Origin of the sequence: Ensifer adhaerens, from assembly GCF_001270265.1 — a bacterium.
Classification (GTDB): Bacteria; Pseudomonadota; Alphaproteobacteria; order Rhizobiales; family Rhizobiaceae; genus Ensifer; species Ensifer adhaerens_B.
Genome location: NZ_LGAP01000003.1, coordinates 186760 through 206072, shown reverse-complemented (window position 1 = coordinate 206072; position 19313 = coordinate 186760). Strand labels below are relative to the sequence as shown.

The window sequence follows — 19313 nt, the reverse complement described above, 5'->3', positions numbered from 1 at the left end:
CGGCCTCATCGATATCGGCGGAGCAGGAAAAGCAGGAACGGCGCACCAGCAAAGGCTGTGACCACTCCGATCGGGATTTCTTCGGGGCCGCCGACCAGTCGGCCCGCCAGATCCGCTCCGGTCACAAGCGCCGCTCCGATCAGCGCGGCAAATGGGATGACCAGTGCGAAATGTCTGCCGGCGACGAAGCGCGCCAGGTGCGGCACGACGAGGCCGACGAAGATCAGCGGCCCAACGGCACCCACGGCGCTGGCGGCCAGGATCGAGGCGACGCCAAGCGTCAGGCTGAAGTACAGCCGGTACGAAAGACCGAAGGATCGTGCAACATCCTCATCGAAACGCAACATCAGCACCGGCCGATAGAGCGTCGGCAGGACGGCAAGGCCGGCCACAGTAAACGGCAGCAGGAAGAGCACGTGTTCCCATCCGCGCGCATAGAGACTGCCTGAAAGCCACTGCATGACGATCTCGAAACGCGAGCTGCCCCAGCCGACGACGATGCCCATGGCAATGGCATGCAGGAAGGCGCCGATGGCGATTCCGCACAGCGTCAGTTGCAGCGCGGCCATGCGTTTGGCGATTGCAAGACTGTAGATGACAAGGCCGCTCATCAGCCCTCCGACACAGCCTACCAGTGGCAGCCAGGAAACGGGCAGTGTGTAAAGCGCGTTGGCATCTGAGTTGAAGCGATAGACGGCAAAGAACAGGAACACCGTCACCGCAAGGGTAGCGCCCTGCGATATGCCGATGATGGTTGGGTCGGCGAGCGGATTGCGGGTGATGGACTGCAGCAGCGTCCCGGCGACCGCGAAATGAATGCCGGCCAGTATTCCTGTCAGAATGCGGGGAAGGCGGATCGTCAGAATGATCAGGTCCGACTGTTCAGAGCCGTTGCCGGCCAGTGCCGCAATCACCTCGGTCGTGGGGATATCAACGACGCCGAGGAGAACCGCGATCAATATCAGGCCCACAGCCAGAAGTGTGAGGGCGAGGATGCCGCGCGTTGGCGTCGCGCGTGTTGCACTGTTGGTGCTTGAGGTCATGGGCGTGGTCCCGTCGTCATTCCCAGACGCCGTCGCTGGATCAGATAGATGAACACCGGGCCACCGATCAACGCCGTGAAGATGCCGACAGGGATTTCGCGCGGAGCCGCGACGGAGCGTGCCAATGCGTCCGCCGTCACCAACAGGGCTCCACCGAGTGCGATGTTGAGCAGGATCGCCCAGAGCGTGTCTGCCGGTCGCAGAAGACGAACGAGGTGGGGAGCAGCGAGGCCGATGAATGCGATCGGGCCGGCGACAGGCGTCACGCCGGCAACCAGAATGATGGCGCAGATCAGCACGATCGGCTTCCAGACGGCGGTGTTGACGCCCATGCCTGCCGCCGCCTCGTCGCCAAGACCGAACAGTCCAATCACCCGGTGGCTGACAAGCGCGCCGAGGAGGCCGATGACGATCCAGGGTAGCATGTAAACGACCTGTGGCCAGGAGCGACCCTGGAACCCACCGGAAAGCCAGAACAGCACCGATGGGGATTGCGGACCGCCGCGCAGCAGCACACAGGTTGTGATTGCGCTCAGGAAAAGCGCGACCGTAACGCCAGAAAGCGCAAAATGGAGTGGCGAGCCCCGTCGGCCGTTCGATGCAAAAAGCGTCAGCGCTGCCGCGCCCACGCCGCCTGCCATGCCGATCGGCGGATAGTAGGCGGACGATACGTCGGGAAAGAATATGAAGGTCGTGACGATCGCCGTGACGGCTCCAGCCGAGACACCCGTCAGGTCAGGCGCTGCAAGCGGATTTCGCGTCACCGATTGAAGCAGGAAGCCGGCGGTCGCCAGTGCCGCCCCCGCGAGGAACGCGGCCAGGCTGCGTGGCATCCGAAGCGTCCAGACGATAAATCCGTCGGTCCCCTGATTTGGAGACAGGAGCGCGCCGACGGCCTTGGCAAGGGTCATGGGCTTGGCTCCGTAGAGCAGCCCGAGAACGAACATGACGAGTGCGCCTGCCAGAATGAATAGAAGTGAGGACGCGGAACGCGAGTGCCGTCTCATGACATGGACCGGGAAAATTCGAGCTTGGCGGCCGTCTGCTCAAAGAGAAACACCATGCCGACCCCGGCGGCGACCAGACCTGCGCCCATCCCGAGCCAGACGCCATATGCGCCGAGCTCCGTCTGCGTGCCAAGCACCCAGGCCAGCGGCAGGCCGAACGCCCAATAGCAGGCAATCGTTATCCAGAACCCGTGGCCCGCCCGGCCGACACTGCGCACTGCGCCAACGCCGATATTCTGGACGAAGTCGAACACTTGAATGAACGCGGCCATCACTATGAGGATAAGGGCTATCCCATGAGCTTGGGCGGCTGACGCCGGATCGAGTGAAAACAGTCGCAGGATCGGCCCGGGAAACAGGCCGAACAGCACCGAGAAGAGGCCGACGACAGCCAGGCCGAGGCAGAAGCCGCTACGCCCAACGCGCAGGGCTCCATTCCTGTCCTTGCTGCCGAGCGCCTCGCTGACGCCCACGGATGTCGCATGCGACATCCCAATCGACAGCATGAAGACGACATACATGATCTGATTGACCACCGCGTGCGCTGCAAGTGCTGAAGCGCCAAATGCGCCCATCATCAGCGCGATTGAAAGTGTAAAGCCCGCCTCCGATCCGTAGGAGCCTGCGGTCGGCAAGCCAATCGCGAGCAGCCGGCGGAAAGACCCAAGAACCTCGGCGCGGGACTTCACCGGCGCAAACCGGGTCGTTCGATGCGTCGCGACTGCGACCGCGACAAATTGCAGGAGGAAGGAAATCGAGCTGGAGGCAGCAACGCCGGGTATGCCAAGCATAGGCAGACCGAAAGCACCGAACAGGAAGCCGTAGTCGAAGACCGCGTTGATGACGACGGTTCCCAATGTGATCGCGAGCAGGACGTTGGCTTTGCGCCGTCCCACCACCACACCTCGGTAGGCATAGAACCAGAATAGAGGGATGTAGCCGGGTGCAATGAAAATCAGGTAATCGCGGACTTGCGCCGAAATGTCCGGATCTTGCCCGAACCATTCCAGCGTGGACCCTGCCAAGGCGAGCATGACCGCTGCAGCAACGGCCGCGATCGACGCCATGATCAGGGCGGCCGCAAGATGCTCCCTGCCCACATCCTCGCCCCTGTCCTGCGCCACCAGGTTGGATGCTCCGATGAGCATCCCGAACCCCATCGTCCGCAGCAGGTTGAACAAGGTATAGCCGAGTGCGCCGACCGCAATCGCAGCGCCACCGGACCAGCCGAGCATCACCATGTCGGTCGTTGAAATGGCGACCTGAGCGAGTTGGATGAATGAAAGCGGTAGCGCCAACTCGGCGATGCGCCGCGCTTCGTGAAGGGTAGGGGTGCTGTCTGACACTGCGAAGGTCCGGATTGGGCCGGCCCCCGAAGGGCCGGAAACTTGGTGCTACTTGACCGATTCCGGTATCAACTTGCGGGCCTCGGCCTTGACGTCCACGGCCTGGAACGTCTCGGGATGAAGCAGATGTGCGGCTTCCTTCAGCACGAGTTCGCGGGCGATCGGCCCATGCGCTTCAACCCAATGATCGCCGACATAGTGGACGCGACCGTTCTTTACGGCGCTCAGCTGTTGCCAGATCGGATTGTTCTCCTGAGGACGGTCCGGACCATAGTCGTAGACGAAGATAACCTCGGGATCCTTCTCCAGCATCGTTTCGAGGCTCATTTCCAGGCCCCAGTTGTCGGGTACTGATGGTGTCGGATTCTGGCCGCCGATGTTGTCACCTCCGAGTGCTACGAGAATGGCGGCCGTCATGTTCTCCGAACGAAAGACCCACGGCGTCTCTCCACCCCACATCACGACGAAACGCGGATGCACATCCTTTGGAGCTTTCGCTGCGTAGGCTTCAAGGTCTGCCTTGAACTGTTTGTTCAGTTCCTGACCGCGTTCCGGCTTGCCAAGGATCGTTGCCAATTGGCCGATCGTGCGGTCGCTGTCGGCATATAGTTCGAGGTTGTAGGCCAGATACGGTGCTACTTTCTGATACTGGACGGCATTGCCTTCCGTGTAGCGCCGGATGGCGACGGTTATGTCGGGCTTGGCCTCGGCGAGCAGCTCGAGATTTGGAGCGGCGCGCTGACCAATCTGCTTAACGCCCTCCAGGTAACCACCCAGGAAGTCAGGATTACGGCCCTCGACCATGTAGGTGGCGGCGACTGGCTTGATACCAAGGGCGAGTGCTACATCCGCAGCGAAATATGATACCGACGCCACCCGCTTCGCGTCGGCCGGCACTGCAACGATCACGCCACGGTCGTCAATGACGTTGAGCGTTGAAGGCGATTGGGCGTTGGCGGGCAGCACGCATGCATTCCAGGCAAGGAAAGCAGCTATGGCATGTCCTGCGGCCGCGGCGCGGCCCAAGCTGGCGTGTAGCATCAGGGTCTCCATCGATGTGTGGTCCCGGCATGTGCCAGGCATGAATAATGATCATCTCAGCAAGCCGTTGCGGGACCGGCTCGGTTCCCACATCGGGGATCTCAGCCTTTACAGCGCTTTGCTTTATGCGATTGTTGATATTAATAGTCCACTTTAAAGCAATCGAAAGTTTCTCAAGCGAGCATGAAAAAAACTCAAGCCGAAAGCCTGAAAAACCCTCCGTTGAACACCCTCATTGCGTTCTCAGCCGCAAGCAGGCGCGGCAGCCTGACATTGGCGGCTGCGGAAATGCACCTCACTCCCGGGGCCGTGAGCCGGCAAGTGAAGCAACTGGAAGATGCGCTTGGGGTGACCTTGTTTCACCGGTCCCACAACGCCATCACGCTGACGGATGCCGGACAGCGTTTCCTAACGTACGTGAATGCGGCTCTCGCGATGCTCGAGACGGGCGCGCGTGGTTTGAACACGCAACGGTCGCGGCTCGTTATCCAGGCTCCGATAACTCTCGCCCGTCGATGGTTGATCCCGCGCATCGGGTCGTTCCGGCAGGAGAACCCGACCGCCGATCTTGTCATCCAATCGCTGGCGCTGGGCTCGCTTGAGAGACCCGACCTAACGATAACATATCGACGAAGCGCTGATGCTGCGGAAGTCGCGTCGGCGTTCTTGTTGGACAGGACGATGGCGGTTTGCTCGCCGAAATTGATAGCCGGAAGCAGGGGCCAGTTCGAGGCCAGTGACATCCTCGAATTGCCCATCCTGCTGGACACAGCAGACGCATGGTCTTGGCGGTGCTGGTGCAATTCCGCGGGCCTCACGTTCGAGCCGCGGGGCGGCAGCATCGCGTTCGACACCGACGAGGCGTCGATTGACGCCTGTATTTCGGGCTTGGGAGTGGGGCAGGCGAGTCCGCTGTTTATCGAACACGAACTGAGATCGGGTCAGCTTGTAGCCTTGACGGCATCGGTGGCACCCGTCGTCGGCGCTTACGACATTTCAAAGCCTGTCGAATTTGGAATGGCGGGAATTTTCCTGGATTGGTTGGAAAAATGGACGAACGTCGGAGCCGAATGACAGAGTTGGCAGGCAACAACGTGGCCCGGGTCGTGTCATTTGCCGCCGGAAAACCGTTGAGATCGTCGCCAGATCGCCTGCTTTCTTCAGCAGCAAGTCAAACCAAAAACCCATAAATGCAGGCGGTGTCACCGTCTGCCAGGCGATGTTAGCTTGCCTTCGGGAGGAAACCGAAGGAGCTGACCATGCCAAAATCGATTGTCAACGCCGTGGGCACCCCGCTTTTTTACAGTGGACCATCCACTGCGTGGTTCTCTGCGACGGGTTCGGGGCCAGTGCTTTACGGCACTCAGGCAAACGACTCGATCTGGGGCGATGGCTCCGTCAATGTCACCATGGCGGGCGGTAAAGGTGATGACATTTACTATCTCTATTCGAGCATCAACCGCGCTATGGAGACGGCTGGAGCTGGTGTCGACACCATCAACACGTGGATGAGCTATACCCTACCCGAGAATTTTGAGAACTTGACGGTCACCGGCAGCGGCCGGCATGCTTTCGGCAACAACGCCGACAATATTATCTCGGGGGCTTCAGGTAGCCAGACGATCGACGGTCGCGGCGGCAACGACATTCTGGTCGGCGGCGGCGGCGCGGACATCTTCGTCGTCGGTCGAGGTGGCGGCAGTGATCTGATCGTCGACTTCGACAGTTCCGATACGGTCCGGCTGAATGGTTACGATCTAACAAGCTTCCAACAGGTCATCAGCCTTGCGACGCAGGAAGGCGCAGATTTAAGGCTGAACCTCGGCGATGGCGAGAGCTTGTTATTCGCAGACACGACCGTGGCTGATCTCGCGCCGGAGCAATTTCAGCTCAGTCTCGATCGCTCCAACCTTGCGCTGAGTTTTGCCGACGAGTTTGACAGTCTCTCCCTTCATGATGGCGATCAGGGCGTATGGGATGCCAAGTTCTGGTGGGCGCCTGAAAAAGGCGGAACCTTGGCCAGCAATGGCGAACTGCAGTGGTACATCAATCCCGCCCATGCGGGGACAGCCGCAATCAATCCGTTTTCGGTCGAAGATGGCGTCCTGACGATCAAGGCAGAGCCGACGCCGGATGCACTGAAACCAGAGATCGACGGGTACGAATACACGTCCGGCATGCTGACGACGTACTCGACCTTTGCGCAGACCTACGGCTATTTCGAAATCAGAGCGGACATGCCAGCCGAAACGGGCACTTGGCCGGCGTTCTGGCTGTTGCCGGCAGATGGCACCTGGCCTCCCGAACTCGATGTTGTCGAGATGCGGGGGCAGCAGCCGAACACTGTCAACGTAACGGTGCACAGCAACGAGACCGGCGAACAGACAAGCGAGACGACCGCAGTCAAGGTAGCCAGTACCGAAGGGTTCCATACCTACGGCGTCCTATGGGAAGAGGATGAGATCGTCTGGTATTTCGACGACGTCGCCGTGGCGCGCGCCGATACGCCCTCCGACATGCACGAACCCATGTACATGGTGGTCAATCTCGCCGTGGGAGGAGCAGCGGGGCAGCCGAACACAGACTTCGGCGACGGAGCGGAAATGCGGATCGACTACATTCATGCTTACTCTCTGGATGAAACGCAGTCGGCGAGTGGCGAAGCGCAGTCTATGGACGACTGGCTATCCTGATTTCTCGGGTAGGTGATGGAGCATCAAGAGGTTGCCCTCGGCCGGGCCGAGTCAGCCGATTGGCGTTTGAGACTTTAGGCTGCCGTGCGGCCTGTGCCAGTCGAAAATGTGGCAGCGAGGTCTGCAGGCCGCGAAAGCACGGCTTTTCTGGTTGATCCATTGCGCCTTGGCCCGCTCCGATTCGCCGGCTGGCCAGCAAGGATCGGCAGCAAAATGACAAGCTTGCCGGCATCGAGGAGACGGGACGCGATCGCCTCGCGGGTCGTTTGAATGGTTTCTTTCGTTTCCACCATCAGGGTGGGCGTGACACGCGGCTTCACTGGCTTCAACGCCGGCGTCTCGGGCCAGAAGGCCCGGGATATCGGCAACCGGATCGACCAGGTCCTCGCTCTCGATTTCAACCTCATCATCGTCGATGCCGGAACCAACGACAGGCCGCTCGGCTCCCATCCGGGATGCACGCGGGGATCGTGGACGACAGCGATGTCGAGCTGGCCATGGGTCAACACCTCCGCCCATGTCGCCCAGCCCCTTGCCGACGACCGGATATGCTGTTCGCTGGCATCGTGATTCTGCTGGACGAGGGAGGTCCCGACCCTGCTGCCATGGATCGGAGATGTGACTGCCATGTTCCGGTACCGGGCGCCGGCGTATCAATGCAATTGACATCGCCTGTATCCTGGATACAATTTGCCTCGATCTTGGGAGGGATCTATGAGCCAAACCTTCGAATGGCGAAGTCAATCGCGCCTTCTCGACGAAGTTGCCCAGGCGCTTCGCGAGCGCATCTATGCCGGCGTCTATGCACCTGGGGCGACGTTGCGCCAGGAGCGGATCGCCGCCGAGTTCGGCATCAGTCGCACGCCGCTTCGTGAAGCCTTGCGGGTGCTGGAGCGTGACGGGCTCGTGGTCAACAAGCCCGGCAGTGGCGTCAGGGTGGCCACCGCCGACCTGCCGAAGCTTCTGGACGCCTATGCCGTGCGCGAGGCGATGGACGGAGTGGCAGCACGCAACGCCGCCGAGCGCGCAACCGCATCAGAAATCAAGGAGCTCGCGAAACAGATCGAGCGGCAGGAAAAGGTCGTCGAGCGCTGGGATCCCGGCGCATACACCCAGTCGAACGTCGTCTTTCATGAGGCTATCGTCAGCGCCTCGCGCAATGCGTCGTTGGCGTCGCTCGGACCACTTCTGCGGATGACCTCGCAGGTCTTTGCTCCGGCCTTTTCGCTTTCCAGCGAACGCGCCAGCACTGCTGTTGCCGAGCACCGGCTGATTGTCGAGGCGATTGCGGCAAGGGATCCTGATCAGGCTGAGAAGCTGGCGCGTGCGCATATCCATGCGACGGCAATGAGATTGAAAACGCTCCTCCCGCAGGGCGAGACCGACAATGAGGCATGATGTGAAGACCTACGGCAATTTCATCGCGAACAAATGGCAGGACGCAGTCGGCGGCGAACACATCGCCGTCAGGGATCCCTCCAACGGCCAGGAGTTCGCGCGCATCGCCCGGGGAACCCGGGACGACATCGATCTGGCCGTGCGCTCGGCACGCGCGGCTCTCTCCGGCGATTGGGGGCAGATGACCGCAACCGAGCGCGGGCGGGTGCTGAGCCGAATCTCGGGGGCAGTGCTGCGCAACATCAACCTCTTGACGGAACTCGAAGCGCAGGACGTCGGCAAACCCCTGACGCAGGCGCGAGCGGATGTCGTCGCGCTTGCCCGCTATCTCGAATTCTATGGTGGCGCCGCCGACAAGGTGCATGGCGACACCATCCCCTACCAGAACGGCTTCACCGTTCTGACCGTTTACGAGCCGCATGGGGTCACCGGGCATATCATCCCGTGGAACTATCCGATGCAGATCCTTGGTCGCAGCCTTGGCGCCGCACTTGCGATGGGCAATGCGGCCGTGGTCAAGCCGGCCGAGGAGGCTTGCCTGACCATCCTGGAGTTTGCGCGCATCGCCGAAGAAGAGGGCCTACCGCCCGGAGCGCTGAACGTCGTCACCGGATTTGGCTCGGAAGCGGGTGCCGCACTTTCCGAACACCCTGATGTCAATCACATCTCGTTTACCGGCTCGGTCCGCACAGGAGAACAGGTGCAGGCGGCGGCGGCGAAGAATGCGGTGCCGGTGACGCTTGAGCTCGGCGGCAAGTCGGCGCAGATCGTCTTTGCCGATGCGGACCTCGACCGGGCTGTTCCCTTCCTGGTGAATGCCGGGATCCAGAACGCCGGCCAGACCTGTTCGGCCTCGTCGCGCATCCTCATCGAGCGCGCCATCTACGAAGAGGTCGTGGCGCGGATGAGCGAAAGATATCGCGCGCTCAAGGTCGGTCCGGCCGACGCCGATCTGTCGCTCGGCCCGGTCGTCTCGCACAGGCAAAAGGCGATCGTCGAGGGCTTCCTTGCCGATGCTGCGAAGGATGGCCTGAGGATTGCGGCGCAGGGCGAGATCGTCGCCGATGCACCCGCTGAAGGCGCCTATGTCGCACCGACGTTGCTGCGCGACGTGCCGCATGACCATCGCACGGTACAGGAGGAAATCTTCGGCCCGGTTCAGGTGATCATGCCGTTCGACGGCGAAGAGGAAGCCGTTCGTCTCGCGAACGGCACCTCATACGGTCTCGTCTGCGGCGTCTGGACCAACGACGGCGGCAGGCAATTGCGCATGGCGCGCGCCGTCCACGCCGGTCAGGTCTTCGTCAACAACTACGGCGCGGGCGGCGGCGTTGAGCTGCCCTTTGGTGGCGTCAAGAAATCGGGGCATGGCCGCGAGAAGGGTTTCGAAGCCCTCTACGGCTTTGCCAGCATGAAAACCATCTCGGTTTACCACGGCTAGTTCAGCGTCGGGAGGAACAAATGTCACTAGAAGGTAAGGTCGCTCTCATCACCGGCGCGGGCTCCGGCTTCGGCGAGGGTATTGCGAAGCGTTTCATCGAAGGCGGTGCAAAGGTGGTCGTTGTCGACCGCGATGCCGCCGGGGCGGAGCGGGTGGCCAAGGAACTCGGCAGCAATGCGTTTGCTGTCGTCGCTGATATCGCCAAGCAGTCGGATGTCGATGCCGCCGTTGCGGCAGGGCTCGAGAAATTCGCGCGCATCGATATTCTGGTCAACAATGCCGGCATCGGCCACAAGCCGCAGAATGCCGAACTTGTCGAGCCGGACGAGTTCGACCGGATCCTCGGCGTCAATGTGCGCGGCGTCTATCTCATGACGCGCGCGCTGCTGCCACACATGAAGGAGAACAAGTCCGGCGTGATCGTCAATATCGCCTCCACCGGCGCCAACCGGCCGCGGCCGAACCTAGCCTGGTACAATGCGACCAAGGGCTGGGTGGTCTCCGCGACCAAGGCGCTGGCGATCGAACTCGCGCCCTTCAACATTCGCGTTGTCGCACTCAATCCCGTTGCCGGCGAAACGCCGCTTTTGGCGACCTTCATGGGCGAGGACAGCGAGGAAATTCGCAAGAAGTTCCGCGATTCCATTCCCTTGGGACGCTTGCTGAAGCCCGAGGATCTCGCCGAGGCTGCAGCCTTCGTCGCATCGCCGCAGGCGTCGATGATCACCGGCGTTGCACTGGACGTCGACGGCGGACGTTCGATCTGATGACTACAGCGCCGCGCGTCTTTTGAGACGCGCTAAGGTCGCTGTAGCACTTTGATTGACTGCATGTTTCTGTCCTTCAATCGGATACGATTAACGGAAACATGCAGTGGGACCATAAACAACGAAACCGCAAAGCGGGGGAACCATGCTTAACTTGACGAAATGGGCGCTTGCCTCGTGCTTCATTGCCGCATCGCTGACGACGGCGATGGCCAAGGATACGATTACCGTCGGCCAGGTGCTGGAGCCGCCGGGCCTCGACCCAACCGCGGGTGCCGCCGCGCCGATCCGCTACATCACCTATGGTAACCTATTCGAAGGTCTGGTGCGCGTGGTGGAGGATGGCACCGTGAAGCCACTCTTGGCCGAGAGCTGGACCGTCTCCGATGACCAGAAGACTTACAGCTTCAAGCTTCGTCAGGGCGTCAAGTTCCACGACGGGACGCCCTTCGACTGCTCGATCGTGAAATTCTCCTATGAACGCGCCGTATCGGCCGACTCGACCAATGCCCAGAAGGGCCTCTTCGAGCCGATCGAAAAGACCGAATGCCCGGATCCGGCCACGGCGGTCGTGACGCTCAAGCGCCCGGCGTCCAACTTCCTGTTCAACATGGCCTGGGGTGACGCGGTCATGATTGCGCCGTCATCGGCGGCCGACAACAAGACCAAGCCTGTTGGTACCGGCCCCTTCACGTTCAAGGAGTGGGCGAAGGGCGACAAGGTCGTTTTGGAAAAGAACGCCGACTACTGGGGCGAACCGGCCAAGCTCACCGAAGTCACCTTCAAGTTCATCAGCGACCCGTCGGCGGCCGCAGCGGCCGTACTCGCCGGCAATGTCGATGCGTTCCCGATGTTCCAGGCCGCCGAACTCGTCAGCCAGTTCCAGAGCGATCCCAACCTTCAGGTCGAGGTCGGCAGCACCTCCGGCAAGGTCGTGCTCTCCCTCAACAATGCGCGCAAGCCGTTTAACGACGTCAGGGTCCGCCAGGCGCTTGCCCATGCAATCGACCGGAAGGCGCTGGTCGAAGGCACCTATTCGGGTTTCGGCACGACGATCGGTTCGCACTATTCACCGGTGGAGCCCGGCTATGTCGATCTGAACGAAACCTATCCCTATGACCCGGGCAAGGCGCAGCAATTGCTGCAGGAGGCGGGCGCCGAAGGCCTGGAGATGACCATCATGCTGCCGCCGCCGGCCTATGCGCGCCGCGGCGGCGAGATTGTCGCCGCAATGCTCAGCGAAGTCGGCGTCAAGGTGAACCTCGTTCCGATCGAATTCGCGCAATGGCTCGACCAGGTATTCAAGAACTCGGATTTCGACGCGACGATCATCGCGCATGCCGAGGCTCGCGATCTCGATATCTATGCTCGCGACAAATATTACTTCAACTACCAGAACCCGGAATACAAGGCGCTCTACAAGTCCTTCACGCTCGCTTCGACGGAAGCCGAGCAGCTGGATCTCGCCGGCCAGCTCCAGCGCAAGCTGGCGGCCGACGAGCCGAACGTCTTCCTCTATGCGCTGCCGAAGATCGGCGTCTGGAACAAGAAGGTGAAGGGCCTCTGGAAGAACATGCCGGTGCCGGCCGACGACCAGACCCAGACCTATTGGGAAAACTGACGATTGGCATCCGCCCCTCATCCGAGGGGCGGATGCAGATCAGCCGCTGACCGCCGCACCCGGTGGCGGTCAACGCTCGCTCATTCCGGGAGGTTGATGTGATTTCCTTTATTGGCGGTCGCCTCGTGTCGCTCGTTTTGACGACACTGGTCGCCTCAGTCATCGTCTTTCTGCTGATGCAGGTGCTGCCCGGAGACCCGGCGGTGCTGATGCTCGGCATGAACGCCGACCCGGACGCGATTGCGGCACTGCACCGGCAACTCGGCCTCGATCAACCGATCTGGATTCGCTATCTCCACTGGATCGGCGGCTTCGTCGTCGGCGATTTCGGCATGAGCCTTACCTATTCGGTGCCGATCCGCGAACTGCTCGGGCCGCGCATCCTGGTGACGTTGCCTCTCGCTCTGCTCTCCATGGCGATCTCCGTCGTCGTCGCCATCGCGATCGGCGTCTATGCCGCGGCCAATCGCGGCAAGACCGGCGACACCGTCGTCATGGGCATCGCCCAGGTGGGCGTCGCCATCCCGAATTTCTGGCTTGCCCTGCTCTTCATTCTGCTGTTCGCGCTGAAACTCGCCTGGTTCCCGGCCTCCGGCTTTGCCGGCTGGGAAGGCGGCATCTGGAGCGGCCTGCACTCCCTCATCCTTCCGGCCTTTGCGCTCGGCCTGCCGCTCGCCGCCATTCTCGGGCGCGTCACCCGCTCGGCCGTCATCGAAACGCTCGGGGAGGATTTCATCCGCACCGCCCGCGCCAAGGGCCTTACCCGCTCAGGCGCTCTCTGGAAGCATGCGGTGCCGAACGCACTCATCCCTGTCGTCACGATCATCGGCCTGCAGTTTTCCTTCCTGCTTGCCGGCACGATCATCATCGAGAACGTCTTCAACCTGCCGGGCATCGGCCGCCTGGTCTTTCAGGCGATTGCTCAGCGCGACCTGGTGACGGTCCAGACGCTGGTGACGCTGTTGGCTGCCTCCGTGATCACCATCAATTTCCTCATCGATCTGGTCTACGGCTATCTGGATCCGCGCCTGTCGCGGGGAGGCCACTGATGAGCAACCCAGCGATCGCTTCAGAGCCCGGTCTGTTGTCCAAGCTGCTTGGCAGCCGAAGCCTGATGTTCGGCGTCACGGTCACCGCCATCCTCGTGGCGATGGCCCTGGTTTCCTATGTCTGGACGCCGTTCTCGCCGACAGCGATGAACTTCCGCGACAAGCTTCAGGGGCCGAGCCTTGCCCATTGGTTCGGTACCGACAATTTCGGTCGCGACATCCTTTCGATGATCATGGTCGGCGCGCGCAATTCGATCACCGTTTCGATCGTCGCGGTGCTGGTCGGCGCCGGCATCGGCGTACCGCTCGGCGCCTGGGCTGCAGCGCGCGGCGGTTGGGTCGACGGCCTGGTCATGCGCATGAGCGACCTTGCCTTCGCCTTTCCAGCACTGCTGACCGCGGTCATCATCACCGCCATCTTCGGCCCCGGCGCGACCAATGCCATGATCGCCATCGGCATCTTCAATATTCCCGTCTTTGCCCGCGTGACCCGCGGCGCTTCGATGGGGCTGTGGAAGCGCGAATATGTGCAGGCGGCGCGCTGCGCCGGTCGCGGCGACGTGGCGATCACGCTTCTGCACATCCTACCCAACATCAACCACGTGCTCCTGGTCCAGGTGACGATCCAGTTCGCCTTAGCGATCGTAGCCGAAGCCGGTCTTTCCTATGTCGGCCTCGGCACACAGCCGCCGATGCCGAGCTGGGGCAAGATGCTGAACGATGCCCAGACCTTCATCTATCAGGCCCCGTGGCTTGCCATCTTCCCGGGACTTGCAATCACGTTCGCCGTGCTCGGCCTCAACCTCTTGGGCGATGGCCTGCGCGACATTCTCGATCCGCGCGTGAGGCGGCAAAGATGACGAAACCCTTGCTTCAAATGGCCGCAATGTCGGTCGAGCTGTCAGCGGGCACGAGCCAGGTCGATATCGTCTGCGATGTCGATCTCGAGCTCAACCGCGGTGAGCGCCTCGGTATCGTCGGGGAATCCGGCAGCGGCAAATCCATGACGGCGCTTGCCGTGATGGGCCTGCTGCCGCAACGCATGCGGGTTCGCGGCGAGTTGCTGTTCGACGGCCGGAACCTCACAGGCCTGCCGGAAGCCGAGTACTGCAGCTATCGCGGCCGGCGCATCGCGATGATCTTTCAGGAACCGATGACCGCGCTCAACCCGGTAAAGTCGATCGGCGCCCAAATCGCCGAAGGGCGGCGGCTTCATCTCGGTGAAACCAGGGCCGATGCCGAGAAGAAGGCGCGTGCGCTTCTGGACCGGGTCGGTCTGCCGGCGCCGCGCTTCAATCTGGACCTTTACCCGCACCAGCTCTCCGGCGGCCAGAGGCAGCGCGTGATGATCGCCATGGCGATCGCCTGCGAACCGGACCTGTTGATCGCCGACGAGCCGACGACCGCGCTCGACGTGACGGTGCAGGCACAGATCCTCGATCTGCTCGACGACCTGATCGAAGACACCGGCACGGCGCTCATGCTGATCACCCACGATCTCGGCGTCGTCTCCGAAATGACCGACCGCATCGCGGTCATGTATGCCGGACGCATCATCGAAACGGGGCGCACCGACGATGTGTTCGCGCGGATGGCGCATCCTTATGCGAGGGGCCTGTTCGCCGCGTCTCCGCATGGAGCTGCACTGGCACCGCGTCAATCCGGCGAGGGAAGGCCGAGGTTGAACGCCATCCCCGGCATCGTTCCGGACCCCTTTGGCCGTCCACCCCATTGTTCCTTCGCCGAGCGCTGCGCCTTTGTTCAGCCGGATTGCCAGCGGGCGATACCGACCCTGGACTTGATCGACACCGACAGGAATGTTGAGCATCGCGCCGCTTGCTTTCATCCACGCGAAAGGATGGTGGCACCATGAGCGACGTTATTCTGAGGACCACCGACCTGGTGCGCGAATACCAGTTGCCGCGCCCATCGATCTTTTCGAAACAGACCAGCTTGCGCGTCCTGCACGGCGTCAGCATCGAGCTTGCCGCGGGCAAGAGCCTCGGCATCGTCGGGGAAAGCGGTTCCGGCAAGTCGACGCTTGCGCGCGCCGTCATGGGGCTGGAACGCCCGCAGTCAGGGCAGGTTTCCATTGCCGGCAAGGATATTTATGCGCTGGACCGCTCAGGGTTGCGCGAGGCGCGCAGGGGATTTCAGGCGATCTTCCAGGACCCCTACGGCTCGCTCGATCCGCGCCATACGGTCCGGACGATCGTCTCCGAGCCGATCTTTTCGCTGGAGCGCGGAACCAGCACCACTGAGCGCAACCGGCGCGTTGCAGAGGTGTTGGAGGCGGTCGGCTTGCCACTGGCGTCGGCCGACAAATATCCGCATGAGTTCTCCGGCGGCCAGCGCCAGCGCATCGCAATTGCGCGCGCACTCATCACCCGACCGGCGTTGATCGTTGCCGACGAACCGGTTTCGGCGCTCGACGTCTCTATCCAGGCGCAGGTCCTGAACCTGATGATGGATCTGCAGGAGGGGCTCGGCCTTTCCTATCTGTTCATCAGCCACGATCTGGGCGTGGTTCGCGCCATCACCGACCGGGTCGCGGTCATGCATCTCGGCCGGATCGTCGAAGAGGGACCGACAAGTGACGTGTTCGACAACCCTCGTCATCCCTATACGCAGGCGCTGGTGGCCGCCGTGCCGAAGCCGTTTTCCGGACGCCGCAAGCGGGTCCGCTCCGATGCGCCGCCGCCGACGCCGGTTCACACCGCAACGACGGCAGCCGGCTGCGCCTATGCCGCCGTCTGCCCGCGCAGGCAGGATCTCTGTCTGACCCAAACGCCCGAGGCCAAGCCGGTGACCCCGGCTTGGTCTGCCCGCTGTCACTTCGCCTAGATCAGTTCCTTGAAACAGTGACGTGATCTAACTTTTTGAAATGACGCAACTCCGGACGGAAGACCGTTTTACACTTTCCTGGAGTTGCTCTTGTTGCAGGAATTTTCACCCATGTCCGATCTCGCTGATTTCTCCGCCGTCGATCTTGTCGAGGCTTATCGCCTGCGAAAGCTCTCTCCTGTTGATGTCGTTGATGCCGTGATCGCGCGCATCGATGCCTCGGAGCCGAAGCTCAATGCGCTATGGGCCTACGATCCGGATGAGGCGCGTGAAGGCGCAAAAGCATCAGAAGCGCGTTGGGCCAAAAACGAACCTCTGGGCGCGATCGATGGCGTGCCGGTGACGATCAAGGAGAACATCGCGACGAAGGGAACGGCCGTGCCGCTTGGCTGCGCCGCCGTGCCGCTGGTGCCGGCCTCCGAAGACGCGCCGCCGGCGGCGCGCACCCGCGAGGCGGGCGGCATCATTCTGGCCAAGACCACCATGCCGGACTACGGCATGCTCTCGTCCGGCCTTTCCAGCTTCCACAAACTGGCCCGCAATCCATGGGACCTGTCGACCAATCCCGGCGGCTCGAGCGCCGGTGCGGGGGCGGCTGCGGCCGCCGGTTACGGCCCGCTGCATATCGGCACCGATATCGGCGGTTCTGTTCGCCTGCCGGCCGGCTGGTGCGGCATCGTTGGTCTGAAACCGTCGGCGGGCCGAATCCCGATCAATCCGCCCTTCATCGGCCGCGTGGCCGGCCCGATGACCCGCACCGTGGCCGACACGGCGCTTTACATGTCGGTGCTGTCGAAGCCGGATGCGCGCGACACGATGTCCTTGCCCTATGCCGATATTCCCTGGCTCGACCTCGACCGCGATGTAAAAGGCTTGAAGATCGGCCTGTGGCTCGATGCCGGCTTCGGCCAGGCGGTGAGCGAGGAAACAGCGCAGGCAGTCAGCCAAGCGGCGAAGCTCTTCGCCGATGCCGGTGCGATCATCGAGCCTGTCGCGCCTTTCCTGACCCGCGAGATGATCGATGGTCTCGATCGCTTCTGGCGGGCGCGTGGCTGGGAGGACGTATCGCGCCTGGCGCCGGAACAGCAGGCGCAGATATTGCCCTACATCTTCAACTGGATCGAGACGGCCAAGGACTTTTCCGGCCGTGACGTCTATACCGGCTTCGCCCAGATCGACGCCATGCGGGGTGCCATCCACGCAGCGCTGACCGGCTTTGATTTCATCCTCTCGCCGACGGCACCGACAGCGTCCTACCCCGCCGAATGGGCCTCGCCGATCAACGACCCGCAAAAACCGTTCGAACACATCGCCTTCACGGTTGCCGTGAACATGGGCGGTCAGCCGGCGATCTCGCTCAATTGCGGTTATACCGCCGGCGGCCTGCCGATCGGGCTCCAGATCATTGGCCAACAGTTTGACGATATCGGCGTCCTGCGCCTCGCGCGGTCCTTCGAAACCCTGCGCCCGCAGCAGCGGCCCTGGCCCAAGGTCACGGCATGAGCCACACGATGCGCTACACCGTCGAAAGCGACGATCTCGAGAACATCCTCTCACGCTTGCTCGACGTGATGCGCCGCCTGGGTGTCAGCGTCTCGAAGCTTGCCGTCGAGGTCGATGGCGGGCAAGCGAGGCTCGACATCGACGTGTCGTCGGCCTCGCACGCCGTTTCCAACACGCTTCGGGAGCGCATCGCCCAGATTGCGGGAACGCAGCCCGCGCAGGATCTCGAACATGGTGGGTGCGCCGCTGTATCCTAGTCAGACGAAGCTCCGCACAAACACCAACGCGGCGAACCACCGCCAAAACGACAACCACAGAACAATTTAACAGGAGTGCCGAAATGGCCGATCGTAAGCTTTTCATCCTTCCCGGCGACGGCATCGGCCCGGAAGCCATGGCGGAAGTCCGCAAAATCATCGCCTACATGAATGCCGAGCTTGGTAGCGGCTTCGTGACGGATGAAGGCCTTGTCGGCGGCTCGGCCTATGACGCCCACGGCCAGGCGATTTCGGAAGGGGACATGGCAAAGGCGCTCGGCGCCGACTCCGTGCTGTTTGGTGCCGTCGGTGGTCCGAAGTGGGATGCGGTGCCCTATGAGGTTCGTCCGGAAGCCGGCCTGCTGCGGCTGCGCAAGGACCTGCAGCTGTTCGCCAACCTGCGCCCGGCGATCTGCTACCCGGCGCTTTCCGCCGCCTCGTCGCTGAAGCCGGAACTGGTCGAAGGCCTCGACATCCTGATCGTGCGCGAGCTGACCGGCGGCGTCTATTTCGGCGAGCCGAAGGAAATCATCGATCTCGGCAACGGCCAGAAGCGCGGCATCGACACCCAGGTCTACGACACCTACGAGATCGAGCGCATCGCCGGTGTTGCCTTCGAACTGGCCCGCACCCGCAACAACCGCGTCTGCTCGATGGAAAAGCGCAACGTCATGAAGTCGGGCGTGTTGTGGAACCAGGTGGTCACCGAAACCCACAAGGCGAAATATTCCGACGTCCAGCTCGAACACATGCTGGCGGATGCCGGCGGCATGCAGCTGGTGCGCCAGCCCAAGCAGTTCGACGTCATCGTCACCGACAACCTGTTCGGCGACATGCTCTCGGATGTGGCGGCGATGCTGACCGGTTCGCTCGGCATGCTGCCCTCGGCGTCGCTCGGCGCCCCGGATGCCGTGACCGGCAAGCGCAAGGCGCTCTATGAGCCGGTGCACGGCTCGGCGCCGGACATTGCCGGCAAGGGCATCGCCAACCCGATCGCCATGATCGCCTCGTTTGCCATGTGCCTGCGCTACTCCTTCAACCTCGTCAAGGAAGCCGACAACCTGGAGAAGGCGATCGCCACCGTGCTCGACAAGGGCATCCGCACCGGCGACATCATGGCCGAAGGCGCCCGCCAGGTCGGCACGGGCGAGATGGGCGAAGCCATCCTCGCCGAGTTCAAGAGCCTGTCGGCGTAGCGGCAGCCCAAACGGCCGTAGGCCCTCAAGGGGCGCGGGTGCGGCAGCGCGCTGGCCGGCATGACCCCGAGCGACTATCGCCGCTCGGGTGAACTTCCGGACGCGCG

General features: G+C 62.3%; 18 protein-coding genes. 14 read left to right on the top strand and 4 right to left on the bottom strand.

All coding sequences use genetic code 11. The features are described 5' to 3' along the window. Positions 1-5: 5 nt before the first annotated feature. From AC244_RS09695 to AC244_RS09680, 4 genes are read right to left on the bottom strand one after another with little or no spacing between them, the layout of a single operon-like run. Positions 6-1043 carry a FecCD family ABC transporter permease gene (locus AC244_RS09695; RefSeq protein WP_053248611.1) on the bottom strand — a complete coding sequence of 346 codons (1038 nt, stop codon included), beginning with the start codon at positions 1041-1043 and terminating at the stop codon, positions 6-8. After that, positions 1040-1990, bottom strand: coding sequence for a FecCD family ABC transporter permease (locus tag AC244_RS09690; RefSeq protein WP_414735899.1), 951 nt, complete (start codon positions 1988-1990; stop codon positions 1040-1042). Before AC244_RS09690 ends, AC244_RS09695 begins: the two co-directional genes overlap by 4 nt. A 56-nt stretch (positions 1991-2046) precedes the next feature. Beyond that, a complete protein-coding gene (locus tag AC244_RS09685) occupies positions 2047-3396 on the bottom strand; it encodes an MATE family efflux transporter (protein ID WP_234716899.1) in 1350 nt (449 codons plus the stop codon). Positions 3397-3444: 48 nt separating this feature from the next. After that, positions 3445-4437: an ABC transporter substrate-binding protein gene (locus AC244_RS09680; protein WP_082366802.1), complete on the bottom strand. Its 993-nt coding sequence runs from the start codon at positions 4435-4437 to the stop codon at positions 3445-3447. A gap of 183 nt (positions 4438-4620) precedes the next feature. On the opposite strand from AC244_RS09680, the gene AC244_RS09675 reads away from it, so the two are divergent. The 14 genes from AC244_RS09675 to leuB all read left to right on the top strand — a co-directional run bounded on the left by AC244_RS09675 (position 4621) and on the right by leuB (position 19206). Then, on the top strand, positions 4621-5511 hold the full coding sequence (locus AC244_RS09675) for a LysR family transcriptional regulator (protein ID WP_053248608.1): 891 nt from the start codon (positions 4621-4623) through the stop codon (positions 5509-5511). A 185-nt stretch (positions 5512-5696) separates the two neighbouring features. Then, positions 5697-7130: a family 16 glycosylhydrolase gene (locus tag AC244_RS09670; RefSeq protein ID WP_053248607.1), complete on the top strand. Its 1434-nt coding sequence runs from the start codon at positions 5697-5699 to the stop codon at positions 7128-7130. Between the two features lie 270 nt (positions 7131-7400). Continuing rightward, positions 7401-7700, top strand: coding sequence for an SGNH/GDSL hydrolase family protein (locus tag AC244_RS09660; RefSeq protein ID WP_053248605.1), 300 nt, complete (start codon positions 7401-7403; stop codon positions 7698-7700). A 144-nt stretch (positions 7701-7844) separates the two neighbouring features. Then, positions 7845-8528 (top strand): GntR family transcriptional regulator, encoded by a 684-nt coding sequence (locus AC244_RS09655; protein ID WP_053248604.1) that lies wholly within the window; start codon positions 7845-7847, stop codon positions 8526-8528. Next, entirely contained in the window at positions 8518-9969 is a 1452-nt protein-coding gene (locus AC244_RS09650; RefSeq protein WP_053248603.1) for an aldehyde dehydrogenase family protein, read from the top strand. The genes AC244_RS09655 and AC244_RS09650 overlap by 11 nt, the downstream gene beginning before the upstream one ends. A gap of 20 nt (positions 9970-9989) precedes the next feature. Then, positions 9990-10736: a glucose 1-dehydrogenase gene (locus tag AC244_RS09645; protein ID WP_053248602.1), complete on the top strand. Its 747-nt coding sequence runs from the start codon at positions 9990-9992 to the stop codon at positions 10734-10736. 145 nt (positions 10737-10881) lie between these two features. After that, positions 10882-12357 carry an ABC transporter substrate-binding protein gene (locus tag AC244_RS09640; RefSeq protein ID WP_053248601.1) on the top strand — a complete coding sequence of 492 codons (1476 nt, stop codon included), beginning with the start codon at positions 10882-10884 and terminating at the stop codon, positions 12355-12357. A gap of 98 nt (positions 12358-12455) precedes the next feature. Beyond that, entirely contained in the window at positions 12456-13406 is a 951-nt protein-coding gene (locus AC244_RS09635; protein ID WP_053248600.1) for an ABC transporter permease, read from the top strand. Next, positions 13406-14266, top strand: a complete 861-nt coding sequence (locus tag AC244_RS09630; RefSeq protein WP_053248599.1) for an ABC transporter permease — start codon at positions 13406-13408, stop codon at positions 14264-14266. Before AC244_RS09635 ends, AC244_RS09630 begins: the two co-directional genes overlap by 1 nt. Then, complete coding sequence (locus AC244_RS09625) at positions 14263-15279, top strand: ABC transporter ATP-binding protein (RefSeq protein WP_053248598.1); 1017 nt, start codon at positions 14263-14265, stop codon at positions 15277-15279. Before AC244_RS09630 ends, AC244_RS09625 begins: the two co-directional genes overlap by 4 nt. Further along, on the top strand, positions 15276-16250 hold the full coding sequence (locus AC244_RS09620) for an ABC transporter ATP-binding protein (protein ID WP_082366801.1): 975 nt from the start codon (positions 15276-15278) through the stop codon (positions 16248-16250). The genes AC244_RS09625 and AC244_RS09620 overlap by 4 nt, the downstream gene beginning before the upstream one ends. A gap of 111 nt (positions 16251-16361) precedes the next feature. Next, a complete protein-coding gene (locus AC244_RS09615; RefSeq protein WP_053248706.1) occupies positions 16362-17753 on the top strand; it encodes an amidase in 1392 nt (463 codons plus the stop codon). After that, positions 17750-18010 (top strand): ACT domain-containing protein, encoded by a 261-nt coding sequence (locus AC244_RS09610; RefSeq protein ID WP_082366800.1) that lies wholly within the window; start codon positions 17750-17752, stop codon positions 18008-18010. Before AC244_RS09615 ends, AC244_RS09610 begins: the two co-directional genes overlap by 4 nt. Positions 18011-18093: 83 nt before the next feature. After that, positions 18094-19206 (top strand): 3-isopropylmalate dehydrogenase, encoded by a 1113-nt coding sequence (gene leuB / locus AC244_RS09605; protein ID WP_053248596.1) that lies wholly within the window; start codon positions 18094-18096, stop codon positions 19204-19206. Positions 19207-19313 lie beyond the last annotated feature (107 nt).

Bases quoted from the DNA above. Each gene is read 5' to 3' on its own strand.
- AC244_RS09670 (WP_053248607.1), top strand. From the start codon at position 5,697: ATGCCAAAATCGATTGTCAACGCCGTGGGCACCCCGCTTTTTTACAGT.
- AC244_RS09675 (WP_053248608.1), top strand. From the start codon at position 4,621: ATGAAAAAAACTCAAGCCGAAAGCCTGAAAAACCCTCCGTTGAACACC.
- AC244_RS09615 (WP_053248706.1), top strand. From the start codon at position 16,362: ATGTCCGATCTCGCTGATTTCTCCGCCGTCGATCTTGTCGAGGCTTAT.
- AC244_RS09655 (WP_053248604.1), top strand. From the start codon at position 7,845: ATGAGCCAAACCTTCGAATGGCGAAGTCAATCGCGCCTTCTCGACGAA.
- AC244_RS09625 (WP_053248598.1), top strand. From the start codon at position 14,263: ATGACGAAACCCTTGCTTCAAATGGCCGCAATGTCGGTCGAGCTGTCA.
- AC244_RS09680 (WP_082366802.1), bottom strand. From the start codon at position 4,437: ATGCTACACGCCAGCTTGGGCCGCGCCGCGGCCGCAGGACATGCCATA.
- leuB (WP_053248596.1), top strand. From the start codon at position 18,094: ATGGCCGATCGTAAGCTTTTCATCCTTCCCGGCGACGGCATCGGCCCG.
- AC244_RS09630 (WP_053248599.1), top strand. From the start codon at position 13,406: ATGAGCAACCCAGCGATCGCTTCAGAGCCCGGTCTGTTGTCCAAGCTG.
- AC244_RS09610 (WP_082366800.1), top strand. From the start codon at position 17,750: ATGAGCCACACGATGCGCTACACCGTCGAAAGCGACGATCTCGAGAAC.
- AC244_RS09690 (WP_414735899.1), bottom strand. From the start codon at position 1,990: ATGTTCGTTCTCGGGCTGCTCTACGGAGCCAAGCCCATGACCCTTGCC.
- AC244_RS09660 (WP_053248605.1), top strand. From the start codon at position 7,401: ATGGTTTCTTTCGTTTCCACCATCAGGGTGGGCGTGACACGCGGCTTC.
- AC244_RS09650 (WP_053248603.1), top strand. From the start codon at position 8,518: ATGAGGCATGATGTGAAGACCTACGGCAATTTCATCGCGAACAAATGG.
- AC244_RS09640 (WP_053248601.1), top strand. From the start codon at position 10,882: ATGCTTAACTTGACGAAATGGGCGCTTGCCTCGTGCTTCATTGCCGCA.
- AC244_RS09695 (WP_053248611.1), bottom strand. From the start codon at position 1,043: ATGACCTCAAGCACCAACAGTGCAACACGCGCGACGCCAACGCGCGGC.
- AC244_RS09645 (WP_053248602.1), top strand. From the start codon at position 9,990: ATGTCACTAGAAGGTAAGGTCGCTCTCATCACCGGCGCGGGCTCCGGC.
- AC244_RS09620 (WP_082366801.1), top strand. From the start codon at position 15,276: ATGAGCGACGTTATTCTGAGGACCACCGACCTGGTGCGCGAATACCAG.